16 protein-coding genes and 1 riboswitch are annotated in these 17,964 nt (G+C 30.4%); all 16 genes read left to right on the forward strand.

Annotation, left to right across the window (positions count from 1 at the left end):
* Position 1: 1 nt before the first annotated feature.
* Entirely contained in the window at positions 2 to 1,801 is a 1,800-nt protein-coding gene (gene pepF / locus EII29_RS06870; RefSeq protein ID WP_125236798.1) for an oligoendopeptidase F, read from the forward strand.
* 85 nt (positions 1,802 to 1,886) lie between these two features.
* Entirely contained in the window at positions 1,887 to 3,722 is a 1,836-nt protein-coding gene (locus tag EII29_RS06875) for a DUF4153 domain-containing protein (RefSeq protein WP_125236799.1), read from the forward strand.
* Between the two features lie 145 nt (positions 3,723 to 3,867).
* Positions 3,868 to 4,380 carry a PTS glucose transporter subunit IIA gene (gene crr, locus EII29_RS06880; RefSeq protein ID WP_125236800.1) on the forward strand — a complete coding sequence of 171 codons (513 nt, stop codon included), beginning with the start codon at positions 3,868 to 3,870 and terminating at the stop codon, positions 4,378 to 4,380.
* 188 nt (positions 4,381 to 4,568) lie between these two features.
* Entirely contained in the window at positions 4,569 to 5,966 is a 1,398-nt protein-coding gene (locus tag EII29_RS06885; RefSeq protein WP_125236801.1) for an MATE family efflux transporter, read from the forward strand.
* 453 nt (positions 5,967 to 6,419) lie between these two features.
* Positions 6,420 to 6,596, forward strand: a riboswitch (Lysine riboswitch).
* Between the two features lie 115 nt (positions 6,597 to 6,711).
* On the forward strand, positions 6,712 to 8,019 hold the full coding sequence (gene lysA, locus EII29_RS06890) for a diaminopimelate decarboxylase (protein WP_125236802.1): 1,308 nt from the start codon (positions 6,712 to 6,714) through the stop codon (positions 8,017 to 8,019).
* A 231-nt stretch (positions 8,020 to 8,250) separates the two neighbouring features.
* A complete protein-coding gene (locus EII29_RS06895) occupies positions 8,251 to 9,453 on the forward strand; it encodes an aspartate kinase (protein WP_125236803.1) in 1,203 nt (400 codons plus the stop codon).
* A gap of 62 nt (positions 9,454 to 9,515) precedes the next feature.
* Positions 9,516 to 10,361 carry a diaminopimelate epimerase gene (gene dapF / locus EII29_RS06900; protein WP_125236804.1) on the forward strand — a complete coding sequence of 282 codons (846 nt, stop codon included), beginning with the start codon at positions 9,516 to 9,518 and terminating at the stop codon, positions 10,359 to 10,361.
* Between the two features lie 23 nt (positions 10,362 to 10,384).
* Entirely contained in the window at positions 10,385 to 11,266 is an 882-nt protein-coding gene (gene dapA / locus EII29_RS06905) for a 4-hydroxy-tetrahydrodipicolinate synthase (protein WP_125236805.1), read from the forward strand.
* Positions 11,267 to 11,289: 23 nt separating this feature from the next.
* Entirely contained in the window at positions 11,290 to 12,288 is a 999-nt protein-coding gene (locus EII29_RS06910; RefSeq protein ID WP_125236806.1) for an aspartate-semialdehyde dehydrogenase, read from the forward strand.
* Positions 12,289 to 13,881, forward strand: coding sequence for an ABC transporter substrate-binding protein/permease (locus EII29_RS06915; protein ID WP_125236807.1), 1,593 nt, complete (start codon positions 12,289 to 12,291; stop codon positions 13,879 to 13,881). It begins immediately after the preceding gene.
* Positions 13,881 to 14,627, forward strand: coding sequence for an amino acid ABC transporter ATP-binding protein (locus tag EII29_RS06920; RefSeq protein WP_125236808.1), 747 nt, complete (start codon positions 13,881 to 13,883; stop codon positions 14,625 to 14,627). Before EII29_RS06915 ends, EII29_RS06920 begins: the two co-directional genes overlap by 1 nt.
* A gap of 71 nt (positions 14,628 to 14,698) precedes the next feature.
* Positions 14,699 to 15,469, forward strand: a complete 771-nt coding sequence (locus tag EII29_RS06925) for a viral A-type inclusion protein (RefSeq protein WP_125236809.1) — start codon at positions 14,699 to 14,701, stop codon at positions 15,467 to 15,469.
* 211 nt (positions 15,470 to 15,680) lie between these two features.
* A complete protein-coding gene (gene rplM / locus EII29_RS06930) occupies positions 15,681 to 16,115 on the forward strand; it encodes a 50S ribosomal protein L13 (protein ID WP_125236810.1) in 435 nt (144 codons plus the stop codon).
* 12 nt (positions 16,116 to 16,127) lie between these two features.
* Entirely contained in the window at positions 16,128 to 16,526 is a 399-nt protein-coding gene (gene rpsI, locus EII29_RS06935) for a 30S ribosomal protein S9 (RefSeq protein WP_125236811.1), read from the forward strand.
* A gap of 245 nt (positions 16,527 to 16,771) precedes the next feature.
* Positions 16,772 to 17,236, forward strand: coding sequence for a hypothetical protein (locus tag EII29_RS06940; RefSeq protein ID WP_125236812.1), 465 nt, complete (start codon positions 16,772 to 16,774; stop codon positions 17,234 to 17,236).
* 15 nt (positions 17,237 to 17,251) lie between these two features.
* On the forward strand, positions 17,252 to 17,950 hold the full coding sequence (locus tag EII29_RS06945; protein ID WP_125236813.1) for an aspartate/glutamate racemase family protein: 699 nt from the start codon (positions 17,252 to 17,254) through the stop codon (positions 17,948 to 17,950).
* Positions 17,951 to 17,964: the final 14 nt, after the last annotated feature.

Raw genomic sequence — 17,964 nt, forward strand, 5'->3', positions numbered from 1 at the left:
TATGGAAAAAAATGTAAAAGAATATAAATGGAATTTAAGTGATATTTATAAAAATTACGGAGAATGGGGAAAAGATTTTGAAAAAGCTGAAAAGATAAGACAGGAACTTATTTTGTATAAAGGGAAAATGTCAAATGAGAAAAAATTACTGGAATTTTTAAAAAAACAGGAAGAACTTGATAAAATATCTTACAAACTTTATAGATATCCTCAATTAGCAAGAGATTTGAATTCATCGGATAAAGAAGCTGTAGAAAATTTACAGAAAATACAGTTTTTATTTTCAGGAATATCTACTGATTTGTCTTGGCTGAATTCTGAACTTATTGATAATAAAAGTAAAATAGAAAAATGGATAGAAAAAGAAGAGTTTTCAGATTATAAATTTGGATTAAAAAATCTTTTTCGACTTCAAAAGCATGTGTTAAGTGAAAGAGAAAGTAAACTTTTATCTTATTTCAGTTCATTTTTTTCGATACCATCGACAATATATACAGAAATTACTGTAACTGATGTAGAATGGCCTATAGTCCGATTAAGCACAGGAGAAAAAGTAGAAGTGACTACTGCAAATTATTCCAGAATTTTAACTAACAGCAGAAATCAGAAAGATAGGAAACTGATGTTTGAAAATTATTATGGAATATACAAAGGAAAGGAAAATACAATAGCTGCAATATATAATTCAATTTTACAGAAAAATATAGGAAAAAAGAAAGCTTATGAGTATAATTCCTTTTTATTAAGTTTTCTTGAAGGGAACAATATTCCTGAAAAAGTATATCTGAACCTTATAAATACTGCAAAGGAAAATACAGAAGCACTACAAAGGTATTTAAAATTAAGAAAAAAAATACTAGGACTGAAAAAATATCATAATTATGACGGTTCAGTAAGTCTTATTAAGTTTAACAAAGATTATGAATATGATAATGCAAAAAAAATAGTACTGGAATCGGTAAAACCTTTAGGAAAAGATTATTCGGAAAAAATGAAAAAAGCTATAAGTGAGGGGTGGATTGATGTTTTCGAAGCTAAGGGGAAACGTTCGGGGGCCTATTCAGCAGGAGTTTATGGGGTTCATCCTTATATGCTTTTAAATTATAATAAAACATTGGACAGTGTTTTTACATTGGCACATGAACTGGGACATACACTACATACGCTGTATTCCGATGAAAATCAACCGTTTTCCATGTCAGGATATACAATATTTGTAGCTGAAGTGGCATCTACATTTAATGAAAGACTTTTACTCGATTATATGCTCGAAAAAACTGAAGATTCGAAAGAAAAGATAGCTCTTCTTGAACAGGAAATAAGAAATATAACAGGAACTTTCTATTTTCAAGCATTATTGGCAGATTATGAATATAGAGCACATTCATTGGCAGAAAATGGGAAGCCTGTAACTGCTAATGTCCTGAGCGGAATTATGGAAGAGCTTTTTGATGAATATTATGGAAAAGATGTTGAAAAAGATGAACTGCTTTATGTACTGTGGTCAAGAGTACCTCATTTTTTCAATTCTCCGTTTTATGTATATCAATATGCGACATGTTTCGCTTCATCAGCGATATTGTATGACAGAATAATAAAAGAAAAAAATGAAATAAAGAAGAAAAAAGCATTAAAAAAATATATAGGATTACTTTCTTCAGGAGGAAATGATTTTCCAATGGAGCAATTGAAAAAAGCGGGTGTGGATTTATCAAAAAAAACGGCAATAAAAGCTGTTTCGGAACAACTTAATATACTTATCGATAAATTAGAGAATGAAATAAAAAAAATAGATACTTAAATAAAAGGTTTTCAGCCGATTTTAATATTTATATGATAGTATAAATTTATGTGACGGTATAAAAAATTTGGAAGGAAGCAATATTATGACTGTAATAGAAAAAATTAAAAAAATTTTTCCGAATATGAAAAAAGGAATTGAAAGGTTCCCTATAACAGTATCTTTTAGTGTGATTACTTTCGGAATGCTTTCTTATGCGATAAGAATAGGTGAACTTAAAGGAGCGGATGCAATCCCTCTTGAGTTAAAAAAAATGATTATTTTGTTAATTTTGGGTATTCTTATAACAGCAACTTTAGAATTGATAAGGGAAAAATATTTTTTTAATAGAAATATAACTGTAATGAGAGGAATATCGTTTATAACTGTGTCAGTTCTGTTATTTTTTATTAAAATAATATATTTATCCGATAAAAAAATAAGTAATTTTTCAGAACTGTTTTTCATAGGAGTTATTTCATTTCTTTTATTTGTTTTAATACCTGTAATTAACAGAAAAAGTGATGAAGAAAAATATATTCAAACAGTTTCACTGAATATAGTAGTAACAATAGCTTTTTCAGTAGTTTTGTATTTAGGAATAATTGCAATAATAGGAGCGGTTGACGTTCTTCTTATAAATATAGATAATATGATATATATGCAGTCTTTTGTATTTACTGTTTTTGTATTCGGACTCACTTTTTTTCTTTCAAGATTAAAAGGAGTAAATGAAAATCTGGAAGAATATGAAACAGATGTATTGTTTAAAATATTGATGAAATTTATAATAATACCTTTGATAATTATATATACAGGAGTTTTGTATCTTTATCTCGGTAAAATACTGATACAGATGAGAATGCCCAAAGGGGTTATTTCTCATCTTGTGTTATGGTATACCGTATTTTCTTTATTTATTATTATAATGATAACTCCTATGGTAAAAAATGACAAAATGATAAATTTGTTTAGAAAGAATTTTCCGAAAGTTTCGATACCTTTAATTATACTCTCTCTTGTGGCCATATTTAAAAGAATAGAACAGTATGGAGTAACCGAAGGAAGGTATTATGTGGTAGTAGTAGCTCTTTGGCTCTTATTTTGCATGTTTTTTTATATTTTTAAAACAAAAATGGTAGTTATTATTATAGGGACATTTATTTCCGTTATTTTTTTAGCAATTTACAGCCCCATCAATGCTAAAAACATTTCCATTTTAAGTCAAAATAAAAGATTGGAAAAACTTTTAATACAAAATGGACTTGTAAAAGCCGGAAAACTTGTTGAAAATCCTAATCTTGATAATAATACCAAGTCTGAAATACAAAGTGTTGTAGACTATTTACTGTATAACGGAAATTCAATGTACAGTGTAAAGGAAAGAGAAAAAACGAGAAATTTGAAACCTTTTGGGAAAATATATGAAAATCCCGATGATTTTAAAAATTCTATTGGAATGGATGAAAGTTGGAAAAGTTATTATTTAGAAGATAAAGGAATAAATATTACATATAGAATAGCTGAAGATATAGGTCATAATGATTATATAAGTAAAACATATGGGTATGAATATCTTGTACGAATATACGGATATTTTGTTCAGAATATGGATCACCAGGTGTATAAAAAATTTTCAGAAAAATACATTATAATGAAAAATAATGATGAGATAAAAATTTTGGATAAGGAAGATGAAAAGGAAATTTTAAATGTAAATATAAATAAAATTCTTACTGAAATTATATCTAAGAAGGAATTTAATGTAGAAAATAATAAGAGTATGGAAAAAATTATTCCTGAGAGTATTATGGAATATATGGGAGAAACTGAAAAGATAAAATATAAGGTGGCGGTAAAATATATTAATATGAAAAAAGATAATAACGGTACATTTTTCTTTAAAAATTATTCTCTGGATTTTTGTTTTTCAGAAAAATAAAAATTTATATTTTGATATGAAATTTTAGAAATAAATATATTTTCAATTTGTGTAAAGATTTAATTGAAATATAATAATTGACTATTTAAACTATATATGATACATTTAAAATGTAAATTATAATTTTTTGTGGAGGTTTAGAGATATGGGTTTATTTGATTTTCTGAAAGGAAATAATAAGGAAGCTGAAAAAAAAGAATTTGAAGGTAAAGTTTATGCACCGATTTCAGGTAAAATTTTACCGTTGGAGCAGGTACCTGATGAAGTTTTTGCACAGAAAATGGTTGGGGACGGTATTGCCATTGAGCCTGATGCCTCAGGAACAATGTTAGCTCCTGCTGACGGAAGAGTAGAAAAAATCTTTGATACAAATCATGCTTTCAGTATAGTTACAACATCAGGAATGGAAATATTTGTACATTTTGGTATGGATACCGTGAAACTGGAAGGAAAAGGTTTTGAAAGAATAGCTAACGAAGGAGATACAGTAAAAAAAGGAGATCCTCTAATAAAATATGATTATGAATTTTTAAAGGAAAATGCAAAATCTGTTATTACTCCTGTAATAATCTCAAATTATGAAGAATATTCATCTTTAGGTAAAAAAGAAGGAAATGCGGTAGCAGGAGAAACATTAGTTTTAGATGTAGTAAAATAAAGACTTGAATATAAAAAAGAAAATTTCTCAAATGGCAAATTTTGTCAGGAGAGATTTTCTTTTTATTATATATTTTTTTCAAAAAAGTATGAAAATTTTTTTCAGAAAGATAATAAATTTTTCTATATTTTTTTTTAATACAGTGTTATAATGAAAAATATTAAAAAAAAGAAAAGAGGATATAGATAATGTTATTTAAAAAACATACGGCAGAAGAACGGAGAGAGTTAATTCTTCACGGAAATATTTTAAATACTCTCCTTTTTTTATCTGCTCCTACACTTATGGTGGGTGTTATACAAGCCCTTGTTCCTTTATCCGACGGATTGTTTTTGAATAATCTTGCAGGGGTGGTCGTAGCCAGCGCCGTTTCATTCAGCCAGCCTGTTCTGAGTATAATGGTTGCTTTATCTCAGGGACTTGGAGTGGCAGCTATGGCAATGATAGGACAGCTGTATGGTCGGGGATCAATGAGAGCTGTAAAAGAAGTTTCATTGCAGGTTTTTGTTTTCGGATTTTTTATAGGAATTGCTTTAATGCCTATATGTGTAGCTTCAGGTTATTTTATCTCGAAAACATTAACTTCGGAAATTAAAAATGAAGTTTTTATTTACATTTCCCTTTATTCTTTACCCATGCCTTTTGTGTTTTTAACTGCAATATATAATTCAGTAAAAAATGCAGTTGGGCGTCCGGAAGTTACTTTCATAAGAATTTTTATATTATTAATCTTGAAAATTATATTTAATGCTATTTTCCTTTATTTTTTAAGAATGGGTATTATAGGAGCAGTAATGGCTACTCTTTTTTCATATATTTCTATTACAGTATGGATGTGGCATGATTTATTTGTAAAAAATAGTGATATGAAGCTCAGTTTAAAAAAATATCATATTAAACTTCCGATTGTGGCAAGACTTTTTAAAATAGGTTTTCCGTCAATGTTAAGTTATATGCTTATTCAGCTTGGATTTGTACTTATTAACAAAGAAATTGATAAATATGGTGCGATATCTCTTAATGCTCAGGGAATAGCATCGAATATTAATTCTATCTGTTTTATATTACCTTCCGCTATAGGAACTACAGTGACTACTATGATAAGTATGAATATGGGAATAGGTGAAATCGGTAAATCAAAAAAGATATTCAGATATGGCTGTATTACAAGTATTGTTATTGCTTTTCTTACAATAATTTCTATAGTCCCGTTTGCGGAAAATTTTACTATATTGTTTACTCGTAACAGAAAGGTTCTTGAAATTGCAAATAATGCTTTGAATATTTATACATATTCAGTTGTCAGTTTCGGAGTGTTTTCAATATGCCAGGGAGTTTTTATAGCTCTTGGGAGAACAAAAGTTCCCTTGGTCATGGCAATTTTAAGAATATGGCTTTTCAGATATTTATTTATCATATTTACTCAAAAGTATCTGGGTGTATATGCTGTATTCTGGGGAAATCTTTTTTCCAATACTATTGCAGCATTACTATTTTTTTACCTTGTAAAAACACTTGACTGGAATATTAATATGGCAAAAATTCCTAAAAAGAAAAATACAGTTCCATTTTTGAAGAAGGTTTAATGTTTTTTATGAGAGCTTATTGCCGCCTTTAGACACTTACTACTGACTGTAAAATTTTTAAAACCTTAAAAATATTATTATACTTGAAAACTGGAAATTCAGTTTATTCAGACAGATTTTTTCCGATTGACATAATTTCATATTTTTTCAGAAAAATTTTAAATGTCGAAGGAAATCGAAATGTTAAGTAAAAATTTCAACATTCAAATTATTCAGCGAAAAAAATACGAGAATAAGTGTGAAGAAAAATCACTGTTTGAGCATAGCGAGTTTGTGATTTTTTAGTGAATGGAGTGTTTTTGAGTATGAAATAATTTGAGTTGATAAATTTTTTGTCAAACTTTTTTATAAAAAAGTTTGGAAAGGTTTACTAAGGTTTTTCAAAAACAGGAAAGCAAAAAATATGAGATAACAAATTTAAACTTTACAAATACATATAAAATATGTATAATATGTCAAGATAGAGGTGCAGTTGTTAAGAGTAAATTTATGGAGAAGAGTCAATTTGATGAAGTAAATGGAAAGGGATAACTGCCGAAGGGCAAAGTGTGACTGACTTTGTTGCTGGGGCTACGGAAAATATCCGTAGAACTGTCATTATCATAGTGATAATGGTGAGCTGTCAGATATAAATTAATAATTTTAATATATTTATTATATATTTATAAAATAATTGCTTTATATGCTGATATTCTCTATCAGCATTTTTTTATGAAAGAAATTTAAAAAATAGGAGGAATGGGAAATGAAATTGTTTGGGACATCAGAAGTAAATAAGAAGGGGAATTTATCTATAGGAGGAGTAGATACAATAGAACTTGTAAAAGAATTTAAAACTCCTCTTTACGTAATGGATCAGGAATTAATAGAAACAACAATTGACAAAATGAAGAAAGTGTTCGTGTCTTCAAGATTTGATACACATATTGCTTATGCGGGGAAGGCGTTTTTTACTACAGGAATGGCTAAATTAATTAATTCAAAAGGACTTGAACTTGATGTAGTTTCGGGAGGCGAACTGTATACAGCATATAAAGCGGGGTTTCCTATGAATAAAGTACATATGCACGGAAACAACAAAACTTATGAAGAACTGAAAATGGCAATAGAACTGGGAATAAAAGAAATAGTAATAGATAATGAAAATGAAATAGAAAAAATAGAGGAAATATGTAAGGAAAAAGGGAAAAAACAGGCTGTACTTCTTAGAATAGATCCCGGAATTGAAGCACATACACATCATTATATAAAAACTTCAGGGCTTACATCAAAATTTGGGGTATCTTTATTTCAAAAAAATCTTTTTGAAATAGTAAAAAGGATAAATGATAGTGAACATTTTGAATTTAAAGGATTTCATACACATATAGGTTCCCAGATATTTCAATCTGAATTTTTTATATTTGCGTTGGATGAAATATTTAAATATCTGGATAAACTTAAAAAAGAACTTGGAATAGTTGTTCATACTGTAAATATGGGAGGAGGCTTTGGAATATATTATAAAGAAGGAGATGATCCTGCGGCCATTGAAGAAGTACTTCAAGAAATAATAACTTATACAGAAGCCATGGAAATAAAATATAAAATAGGTTTTAAAGAATTATGTATTGAGCCGGGAAGAAGTATAGTAGGTAATGCAGGTACGACTCTTTATGAAGTGGGAGGAATAAAAGAAACGGTAGGAGGAAAAACTTATATATTTGTCAACGGAGGAATGGCGGACAATATAAGACCGGCACTTTATCAGGCGGAATATGAGGCAGGAGTAGTTAATAAACTCAATGAAATACCTGTAAATGAAGTTACTCTTGCAGGGAAATTTTGCGAGTCGGGAGATATTTTAATTGAAAAAACTAAACTTCAGAATACACAAGTAGGGGATATTCTTGCTATTACTACAACAGGAGCATACTGTTATTCAATGTCCAGTAATTATAACAGATTTACAAAGCCTGCAGTTGTATTTGTAAAAGACGGGAAAGCAAAACTTGCAGTAAAAAGAGAATCTTATGAAGATATAGTAAGAAATGATGAAATTTTTGAACTATAATTTTATAGGAAAATAAGTTTTAAAAAAAATATAAATTGTGGTAAAATAGATTAGAATATTGAATTTTGAAAAGATTATTTTGAAATATTCTTTGAAGTGTGAGATAACTGAATTGGGAAAATGAAAAAAATAAATTTATAGAAGTATGATAAAATAAAATTCAAATTGCTGAATTTGAAATTTGTATACAATTAAAACTAAAGAAAATAATTTTAGAAAGCAGGTTTTATAGTGATAATAGTACATAAATATGGCGGAAGTTCTGTAGCTACAACTGAAAAAATATTAGACATAGCAAAATATCTGGGAAAAGTGAAATCGGAAAACAATGATGTAGTAGTTGTAGTTTCTGCAATGGGAAAAACTACTGACAATTTAATAAAATTGGCATATGAAATAACTGAAGACCCTGATAAAAGGGAAATGGACAGACTTATGTCAACGGGAGAACAGCAGACGATTGCTCTTCTAAGTATAGCTCTACAGTCATTGGGATATGATGCTATATCCCTTACGGGTCGACAGGCAGGAATAATGACAGAAGGTCATCACACAAAAAATAGGATAAAATCTATAGATGGTGAAAAAATAAAAGGATACTTGAAAGAAGGTAAAATTGTCATAGTTGCCGGATTTCAAGGTGTAGATAAATTAGGAGATGTGGCTACACTGGGAAGAGGGGGTTCAGACACTTCGGCAGTTGCTCTTGCTGCTGTACTTAATGCAAAATGTGAGATATATACTGATGTAGATGGTATATATTCTATTGATCCGAGAGTTTATCCAGATGCAAAGAAAATTTCACATATATCTTATGATGAAATGATGGAGCTGGCATTTTTAGGAGCAGGAGTAATGGAATCGAGAGCAGTGGAATTGGGTAAAAAATATGGAGTGGAAATATATGTAGGAAAATCTTTAGGAGAAAAAAATGGAACTATAATAACTTCAAAGGAGAAAATGATGGAAGAAAAAGTAATAACGGGTATATCCGTTAATGAAAATATATTAATGGTTAATATTGAAAATATACCGACATATGCAAAAAATGTTTATGCAATTTTTGAACAAGCTGTAAATCTCGGGATAAATATTGATATGATAAGTCAGAATGATGTGTTAAGCGAACATGGGAGTTTTGCTTTTGCCTGTCCTAAAACTGAAAAGACTTCTCTGGAAAAATTAAGTGAAATACTAAAAGAGGAATTTAAGGATATATCTGTAATTATAAATCCTTATGTAGTTAAAGTTTCTTTGGTAGGAATAGGACTTATAAGTAATACAGTAGTTGCGGCAAGGATATTTAAAGTTTTTGCGGAAAATAATATAAGTTTCCATCAAGTGGCGGCTTCAGAAATAAGTATAGCCATAATAGTGGATGAAGTAATGGGGAAAGAAGCTGCAAGGCTTCTTGCAAAAGAATTTAACATTTAGTAAAGTAGATATAAATATTAGTAAGAATAAAGACTTAATATTAAATAAAGGAGGAATTAAAGATGCTGAAATTTGAAAAATATCAGGGAGCGGGAAATGACTTTATTATTGTCAATGAAAAAGACCTTATAGAAAAAGGAATACCCGATTACAGTCAATTTGCCCATGAAATATGTTGTCGACATTTCGGTATTGGAGCGGACGGTCTTTTAATATTGAAATATGTAGCGAATATGCCTTTCATGTTTTTCTATAATCCGGATGGAAGTCAGGCTCCTATGTGTGGTAACGGAATAAGATGTTTTGGTCACTACCTAAAAAATAACAATGTTGAACAGGAAGATAGATTTACAATAAAAACTCTTGCAGGTGACATGATTATTGAAACTTTCACTGAAAATGACGTTTTTTTTGCTAAAGTAAATATGGGTGAACCTATATTTGACGTGAAAAAGATGATTAATATTGAAAATGAAAGATTTATGCGGGAAAAAATAACTATAGATGAAAAAGAAGTGGAAATTTCATATATTTTTATGGGGACGGATCATTCGGTTATATTTGTAAATGATTTTGAAGAGTACAACATAGATACATTCGGGAAAAAAGTAGAAAACTTTACTGAGTTGTTTCCCAAAAAAGTGAATGTAAACTTTGTCAAAGTTATAGACAAAAAACGTATTGAAATAATTACATGGGAAAGAGGAGCAGGAAGAACTCTTGCATGTGGAACGGGAGCCACAGCATCGGCAGTTCTCGCAAGGATTTATGGATTTGTAGAAGATCATATAAATGTAAAAGTTCCCGGAGGACAGCTTGTTATAGATTATGCAGGATACGGAAGTGAAGCTTTTATGACGGGTCCGAGTGAAAAAATAGCTGAAGGATATTATATTTTCAAAAGATAAAATGTAGAAAAGAGATGATAACTATGAAATTTGAAGGATCATATGTAGCACTTATAACTCCATTTAAAGAAAGCGGAGAACTCGATGAAGAAAAAATAAGAGAACTTGTAAACTATCATATTGAAAATGGAACAGCAGGAATAGTGCCATGTGGGACTACAGGAGAAGCTCCTACACTGACTTTTACCGAACATGAAAAAGTTATAAAAATAGTAGTGGAAGAAGTAAAAGGAAGAATACAGGTAATAGCGGGAGCAGGATCAAATAATACACAGAGAGCGATAGAGCTTACAAAGTATGCAAAGGAATTGGGAGCAGATGCTGCACTCAGTACATGTCCTTATTATAATAAGCCGAGCCAGAGAGGACTTTACGAACATTATAAAAAAATAGCTGAAGAAGCGAAATTTCCGGTAATGCTTTATAATGTTCCTGGAAGAACAGGAGTAAATATAGAAGCTGAAACAGTAGCAAAACTTGCAGAAATTCCTGAAATAGTTGCTATAAAGGAAGCAACAGGCAGTCTTGAGCAGATGATAAAAATACAGGATTTGTGCGGAGATAAAATAGAAATTTTATCAGGAGAAGATCATTTAATATTACCGATGCTGTCGATAGGGGCAAAAGGAGTAGTTTCAGTAGTTGCAAATATTATGCCACAGGAAATGAGCAATCTGATATATTCATTTTTAAATAAGGATTTTGATAAAGCTTATAAATTGCATACCGACTTATATGATGTCAGCAGAAATATGTTTATAGAAGGGAATCCTGTTACTGTAAAAACTGCAATGAAAATACTCGGAAAAATTAAAAATGACAACGTAAGGCTTCCACTTCTTCCGTCAGAGGAAGAAACTCAGAAAAAACTGGAAAAACTGTTTAAGGAAAAAGGGATAATCTAATTAATAAAAGCAGGAGGAATGAAATGAAAAAATATAATGTGGCAATAGTTGGAGCAACAGGGCTGGTAGGTCGGACATTTTTAAAGGTTTTGAAAGAGAGAAATTTTCCTATAGAAAATTTATATTTATATGCTTCAAAAAGATCAGCAGGAAAGATTGTCGAATTTGGTGGGAAAAATTATACGGTGATTGAGCTGAAAGATGAAAATATAAGGGAAGATATACATATAGCATTATTTTCAGCAGGAGGAGGAATATCTCTCGAATTTGCTCCGAAATTTAGAGATAGAGGAGCTGTAGTAGTAGATAACAGCAGTGCATGGAGAATGGAAAAAGACATACCGTTGGTAGTTCCTGAAGCAAATCCCGAAGCACTTGACGGGCATAAAGGTATAATAGCCAACTGTAACTGTTCAACTATACAGGTTATTCCTGTATTGAAAGTTCTTCAAGATAAATATGGACTTAAAAGAGTCGTATTTTCAACTTATCAGGCAGTGGCAGGTTCCGGGCAGAAAGGGATAGACGATCTTGAAGCAAATTTAAGAGGGGAACCGTCAAAAGGGTATCCTCATCAGATAGCATTTAATCTAATCCCACATATTGATGTGTTTCTGGATAACGGATATACAAAAGAAGAAATGAAAATGGTGCAGGAAACAAGAAAAATATTAAACCTTCCTGACTTGAGAGTAACAGCCACATGTGTAAGAGTGCCGGTGAGAATGGGACATGCAGTTTCCATAAATGTGGAACTGGAAAAACATTTTGATTTAAAAGATGTGATAAAAGCTTTTGAAGAAAAAGAAGGAGTTATTGTAAGAGATGATGTTTCTGAAAATATATATCCTATGCCTATAGAAGCAGCAGGAACAGATGAAATATATGTAGGAAGAATAAGAAGAGATGAATCAGTAGAGAGCGGACTGAATTTATGGGTAGTTGCAGATAATATAAGAAAAGGTGCGGCAACTAACACTATTCAGATTGCTGAAACATTAATAAAAAAAGGAGTTATATAATTGAAACTGAATAAAATAAAAAATAAAATAGTTCTGTTACTAATATTTTTGACTGTATTTGTTGGAGGATATGCTCAAAATGGAGAGCTTAAAGTTGGGATGGAATGTGGTTATGCTCCTTTTAACTGGTTTCAAAATACAGGTAAAAACGATGCAGTAAAAATAGAAGGGGGCTACTGTGGAGGTTATGATGTTGAAATAGCCAAATTAATAGCTGAAGGACTGGGGAAAAAATTAGTTATAGTAAAATCTGAATGGGATGCTCTTTTAGGACCTGCACTGACTTCAGGGAAAGTAGATATAGTTATTGCAGGAATGTCACCTACAATAGAAAGAAAAGAAAGCCTATCTTTTACAAAACCTTATTACGAATCAGATTTGGTAGTGGTAGTGGCAAAAGACGGGAAATATACTACAGCAAAGTCAATTAATGATTTTCAGGGAGCAAGAATAACGGGTCAATTAAGCACCTTACATTATAATGTCATAAATCAGATGAAAGGGGTATCGAAACAACCTGCAATGGAAAATTTTCCTGCAATGATAGTAGCATTAAGTTCAGGGAAGATAGACGGATATGTTTCAGAAAAACCGGGAGCGATGGCAGCCCAACTTTCAAATCCTAATTTGACTTTTATAGAATTTGATAAAGAAAACGGATTTGAGTATGAAAATTCTGAAGTGGATGTAGCAATAGGTATAAAAAAAGGAAATGAAGAACTTGTTCAGAAAATAAACGAGATTTTGGATGAAATATCTTCAGAAAAAAGAAAAAGTATTATGGAAACTGCCATAAAAAATCAACCTGAAATGGAGCAGAGGTCATTTACGGAATGGGTATTATTTTTCCTTAGAAATAATTGGGGAGCATTTCTTAAAGGGACATTGACTACTTTGCTTGTTTCGCTGACAGGAACTATAGTAGGATTTATAATAGGCTTGGGAGTTATACTCGTTAAAAATATAAATACCGATGAAAGAACACCGAAACTGAAAAAAATCGGTCTGAAAATACTAAATACATTTTTTTCAATTTATGTGACAGTATTTAGAGGAACACCGATGATCGTTCAGTCAATGGTGATATATTACGGTTCATCTCAAGTTTTTAACTGGAATTTTTCTCCTATGGGAGCGGCGCTTTTTATAGTTTCTATAAATACGGGTGCGTATATGTGTGAAATCATAAGAGGGGGAATAGATTCCATAGATAAAGGTCAGTTTGAAGCTGCACAAGCAATAGGAATGACTCATTTTCAAATGATGAAAAATATAATTTTTCCGCAGATGTTCAGAATTATTCTTCCTGCAATAGGAAATGAATTTATTATAAATATAAAAGATACTTCTGTATTAAATGTAATAAGTGTTACGGAACTTTTTTTCATATCAAAATCCGTAGCGGGGTCATATTCCCGTTACTATGAAGTATTTATTATTACCAGTGTAATATATTTCTTTCTGACATTTACATTATCTTCTATTTTAAAATATATCGAGAAAAAAATAGACGGACCTCAGAATTTTGAATTTCTTGATGAAATTTCTACAAAGGATACAACTCAGGGGATAATTACAGGAGGGGATAAGTAATGAAAAAAGGAAATAAGGTAATAGAAATCAAAAATATAAGAAAAGATTTCGGAAACAGAACAGTTTTAAAAGATATAAACTTTGATGTATATGAAAAAGAAGTTGTAAGTATAATCGGTTCCTCAGGGAGCGGAAAATCCACTCTTTTAAGATGTATTAATTTACTGGAAAGACCTACAGGGGGAGAAATACTTTTTCATGGAAAAGATATAGTTTCAGGCAATGTTCCGCTCATAAAATTAAGAGAAAAAGTGGGAATGGTTTTTCAGCAGTTTAATTTATTCAATAATCTGAGTGTACTGGACAACTGTGTGATAGGACAGGTGAAAGTACTGAAAAAATCTCGTGAAGAGGCTGAAAAGACCGCAAAGGAACTTCTTACAAAAGTCGGTATGGAAAGATACGTTCATGCAAAACCTTCCCAGATATCAGGAGGACAAAAGCAGAGAGTGGCTATTGCAAGAGCACTGGCAATGGAACCTGAAGTTTTATTATTTGATGAACCAACATCAGCTCTTGATCCTGAAATGGTAGGGGAAGTTCTAAAAGTTATGAAAGATCTCGCAAATAGCGGTCTTACTATGATTGTAGTTACACATGAAATGAATTTTGCTCATGATGTTTCCAGCCGTGTAGTTTTTATGGATCAGGGTATCATTGTAGAAGATGACAGACCGGAAGTAATTTTTGACAATCCTGTACATGATAGAACCAAAGAATTTTTGTCAAGAATGTTAAATAAATAGTATTGATATTATTGGAAAAATAATGTAAAATAAAATGAAATTTAAATAAATAATAAAATTAAGGAGAAAAAATGAAAAAATTAAAGTTGACTGATGAAGAAAAAGAAATATTAAAAGGAAACGAAGAAGGGATAAAGCAAGCGTTCATTAACAAAGCTGCTCTTGCAGCTGCTGAAAAAAATGAATTTTCAGAACAGGAAAAAGAAGAATTGGATTATTTTTATAACAATGAAAAAACAAAATATTTCGTAGCAAAACAGATAGAAGATAAAATATCTGTAGATGCAGATGAAGTTGTAAAAATTTATAATGAAAATAAGGCACAGTTTGATGCGCAGAATGTTCCTTTTTCTCAAGCAAGAGATATAATACAGAGAGATCTTTTAAATCAGCAGGTTGCAACACTTGAAAATGAAGAGTTCAATAAAATAGTACAGGAAATGGGAGAAACGGTGGAAATAACAAAAAAGGAAATTTTATTTTCCCAAGGGAATCCTGATGTAATAAGAAATATTATATTGAATAAAATAGTAACTGAAAAAGCTAAAGAAAATGATTTTGAAAAGAAAGAAAAAAATAGCCTGAAAATAATAAAAGACAATGTTCTTTTAAATTATTACATTGATTTGGAAGTAAGAAAAAAAGTACAGGTTACTCATGAAGAAATAGTAAATATATATGAAGCTGAAAAAGGTAAATTAGGAAATGTAACTCCTAATGACGCTTATAATCAAATAGCTAACGGATTGTTAAATAATAAAGCAAATGAAGAGAGAACAAATGTTATAAACAAAATAGTTGAAGAATATAAAATTGATGATTTAGTTAAGGAAAATTTATAAGAAATTGAGTTTAAATTTAAAGCAGATACGGACTAAATTTGAAAATAAATATGATATATTAAAAAATGTGGAAAATTAGAGAAAATTTCTAATATATAAAGATTTTTTACTTGACAATTAAAAGCAAATAATATATAATCTCTTAATGTAATTAATCCTTTCCCACAAAGGACCGTTATCCTAAAAATGATAAAATCTAGGAGGATAAAAAGTGAATAAATACACTGTAATGCAAAAAAAAGAAGAAGTAACAAGAAACTGGTATGAAATTGATGCCGAAGGAAAAATATTAGGGAAATTGGCATCAGAAATTGCCGTAAAATTAATGGGGAAACATAAACCAAGTTATACACCTCATGTTGACGGAGGAGACTATGTAATAGTTACAAATGCAAAGAAATTTGCTGTAACAGGAACAAAAATGTTGAGCAAAAAATATTATAGACATAGTGGATATCCTGGAGGACTGAAAGTGAGAAGTCTGGAAGAAATGCTTGAAAAAAAACCTACTGAAGTAATAAGAAAAGCAGTTGAAAGAATGTTGCCTAAAAATAAATTAGGTAGTCAAATGATCGGAAGATTAAAAATTTATGTAGGGTCAGAGCATGATCATAGTGCTCAAAAACCTGAGAAGATAGAGTTATAGGAGGTAATTTAGGTGGCAGAAAAAATTCAATATTTAGGAACAGGTAGAAGAAAGACTTCAGTAGCAAGAGTTAGATTAATTCCGGGAGCTTCAGGAATTGAAATAAATGGAAAAAATATGAGAGAATACTTTGGTGGAAGAGAACTGTTAGCAAAAATAGTTGAACAACCGTTAGAATTAACAGAAACTTTAAATAAATACGGAGTTAGAGTGAATGTAAACGGTGGAGGGAATACAGGTCAGGCAGGAGCTATAAGACATGGTGTTTCAAGAGCTTTAGTTGTTGCTGATGAAGAATTGAGAGGAGCTTTGAAAGAAGCAGGATTCCTGACAAGAGATTCAAGAATGGTTGAAAGAAAAAAATATGGAAAAAAGAAAGCAAGAAGAAGCCCGCAATTCTCAAAAAGATAATATTTTTCAAATTATTGGACTGTTATGGTTTCTGCCTTACGATGTGTTCAACAGTAAAAATGGCTTAGAAATGGCGTAATCATAAATAGGGAAAGTAGGAGTAAAATCCTACTTTTTATTTTTCTATTTACAGTTAAAAAAAATGCAATATTTTTATAAAAATTTTCTTTGAAATAATTGTAAAATAGACTTATAAATGATAAAATTAAAAAAATACAGTTTATATAGAAAAAGGAGAAAAAAAGATGAAAAAAAGAAATAAATTTTTAGGAATATTAGGATTACTGATAGGTGTGATACCGGGAATAATATTATATGTAATTGCTTCAAGATTGAGGATATTTGCTTCTATAACAGTAGTAGCAATATTTTACGGATCAATTTTTGGAGGAAGTTTTTTTTCAAATTTATTTTCAGGTGAGTCTGATGAGAACGAAATCAATGATGGAATGAAGTATTATGAAGAGGAAGATAATCTTTCAAAAGGAACTGTCGCTTTGGCAACATTGTTTTCATTAATAGGAGTCTATATTGCCGAAGTTCTGGATTATACTTTAAGTATAGTAAAAGAATATCCTGAAGTGCCTTTTAGCGAAGCATTTAATTTTTCTCTTACAGATATTTTTCAAAGTCCCGTATACTTACTCATAAGCTGTGTAATTGTTTTATTTATAGGGGTTTCTTCAATGATAAAAGCAGGAAGAAACTAAAGGAGTGGAGAAGTTATGAAAGTAATAGGACTGATAGGCGGTATGAGTTGGGAAAGCACTGTGACATATTATCGGATAATAAACGAAAAAGTAAAAAATATGTTAGGAGGGCTTCATTCGGCAAAATGTATTTTATATAGTGTTGATTTTCATGAAATAGAAGAATGTCAGGCAACAGGTAATTGGGAAAAAAGTGGAGAAATACTTGGAAATGCTGCACAGAGTTTAGAAAAATCCGGAGCTGATTTTATAGTAATATGTACGAATACAATGCATAAAGTTGTCAATATTATTAAAAAGAAAATTTCTATTCCTATATTTCATATTGCCGAAGCAACAGCAGATGAAATTTTAAAAAAGGGAATAAAAAATATCGGTCTTTTAGGAACAAAATACACAATGGAGCAGGAATTTTATAAATCGGTATTAACTGAAAAAGGTATAAATGTGATAATTCCCGATAAAGATGATATGGAAATTATAAATAAAATAATATATGATGAGCTTTGTGTGGGGATTATAAACAGTAATTCCAGATTAAAGTATACTGAAATAGCGAATAAACTTAAAAATAAAGGAATAGAGGGGATTATACTGGGATGTACTGAAATAGGACTTTTAATAGGCCAGGAAAATATTGACATTCCATTATTTGATACGGCATTAATTCACGCAAAAAAGGCGGCGGAATTTTCAATAAACGGAAATATATAAATTGGAAAATGAGG

It is taken from the genome of Leptotrichia sp. OH3620_COT-345 (genome assembly GCF_003932895.1).
Taxonomy (GTDB): Bacteria; Fusobacteriota; Fusobacteriia; order Fusobacteriales; family Leptotrichiaceae; genus Pseudoleptotrichia.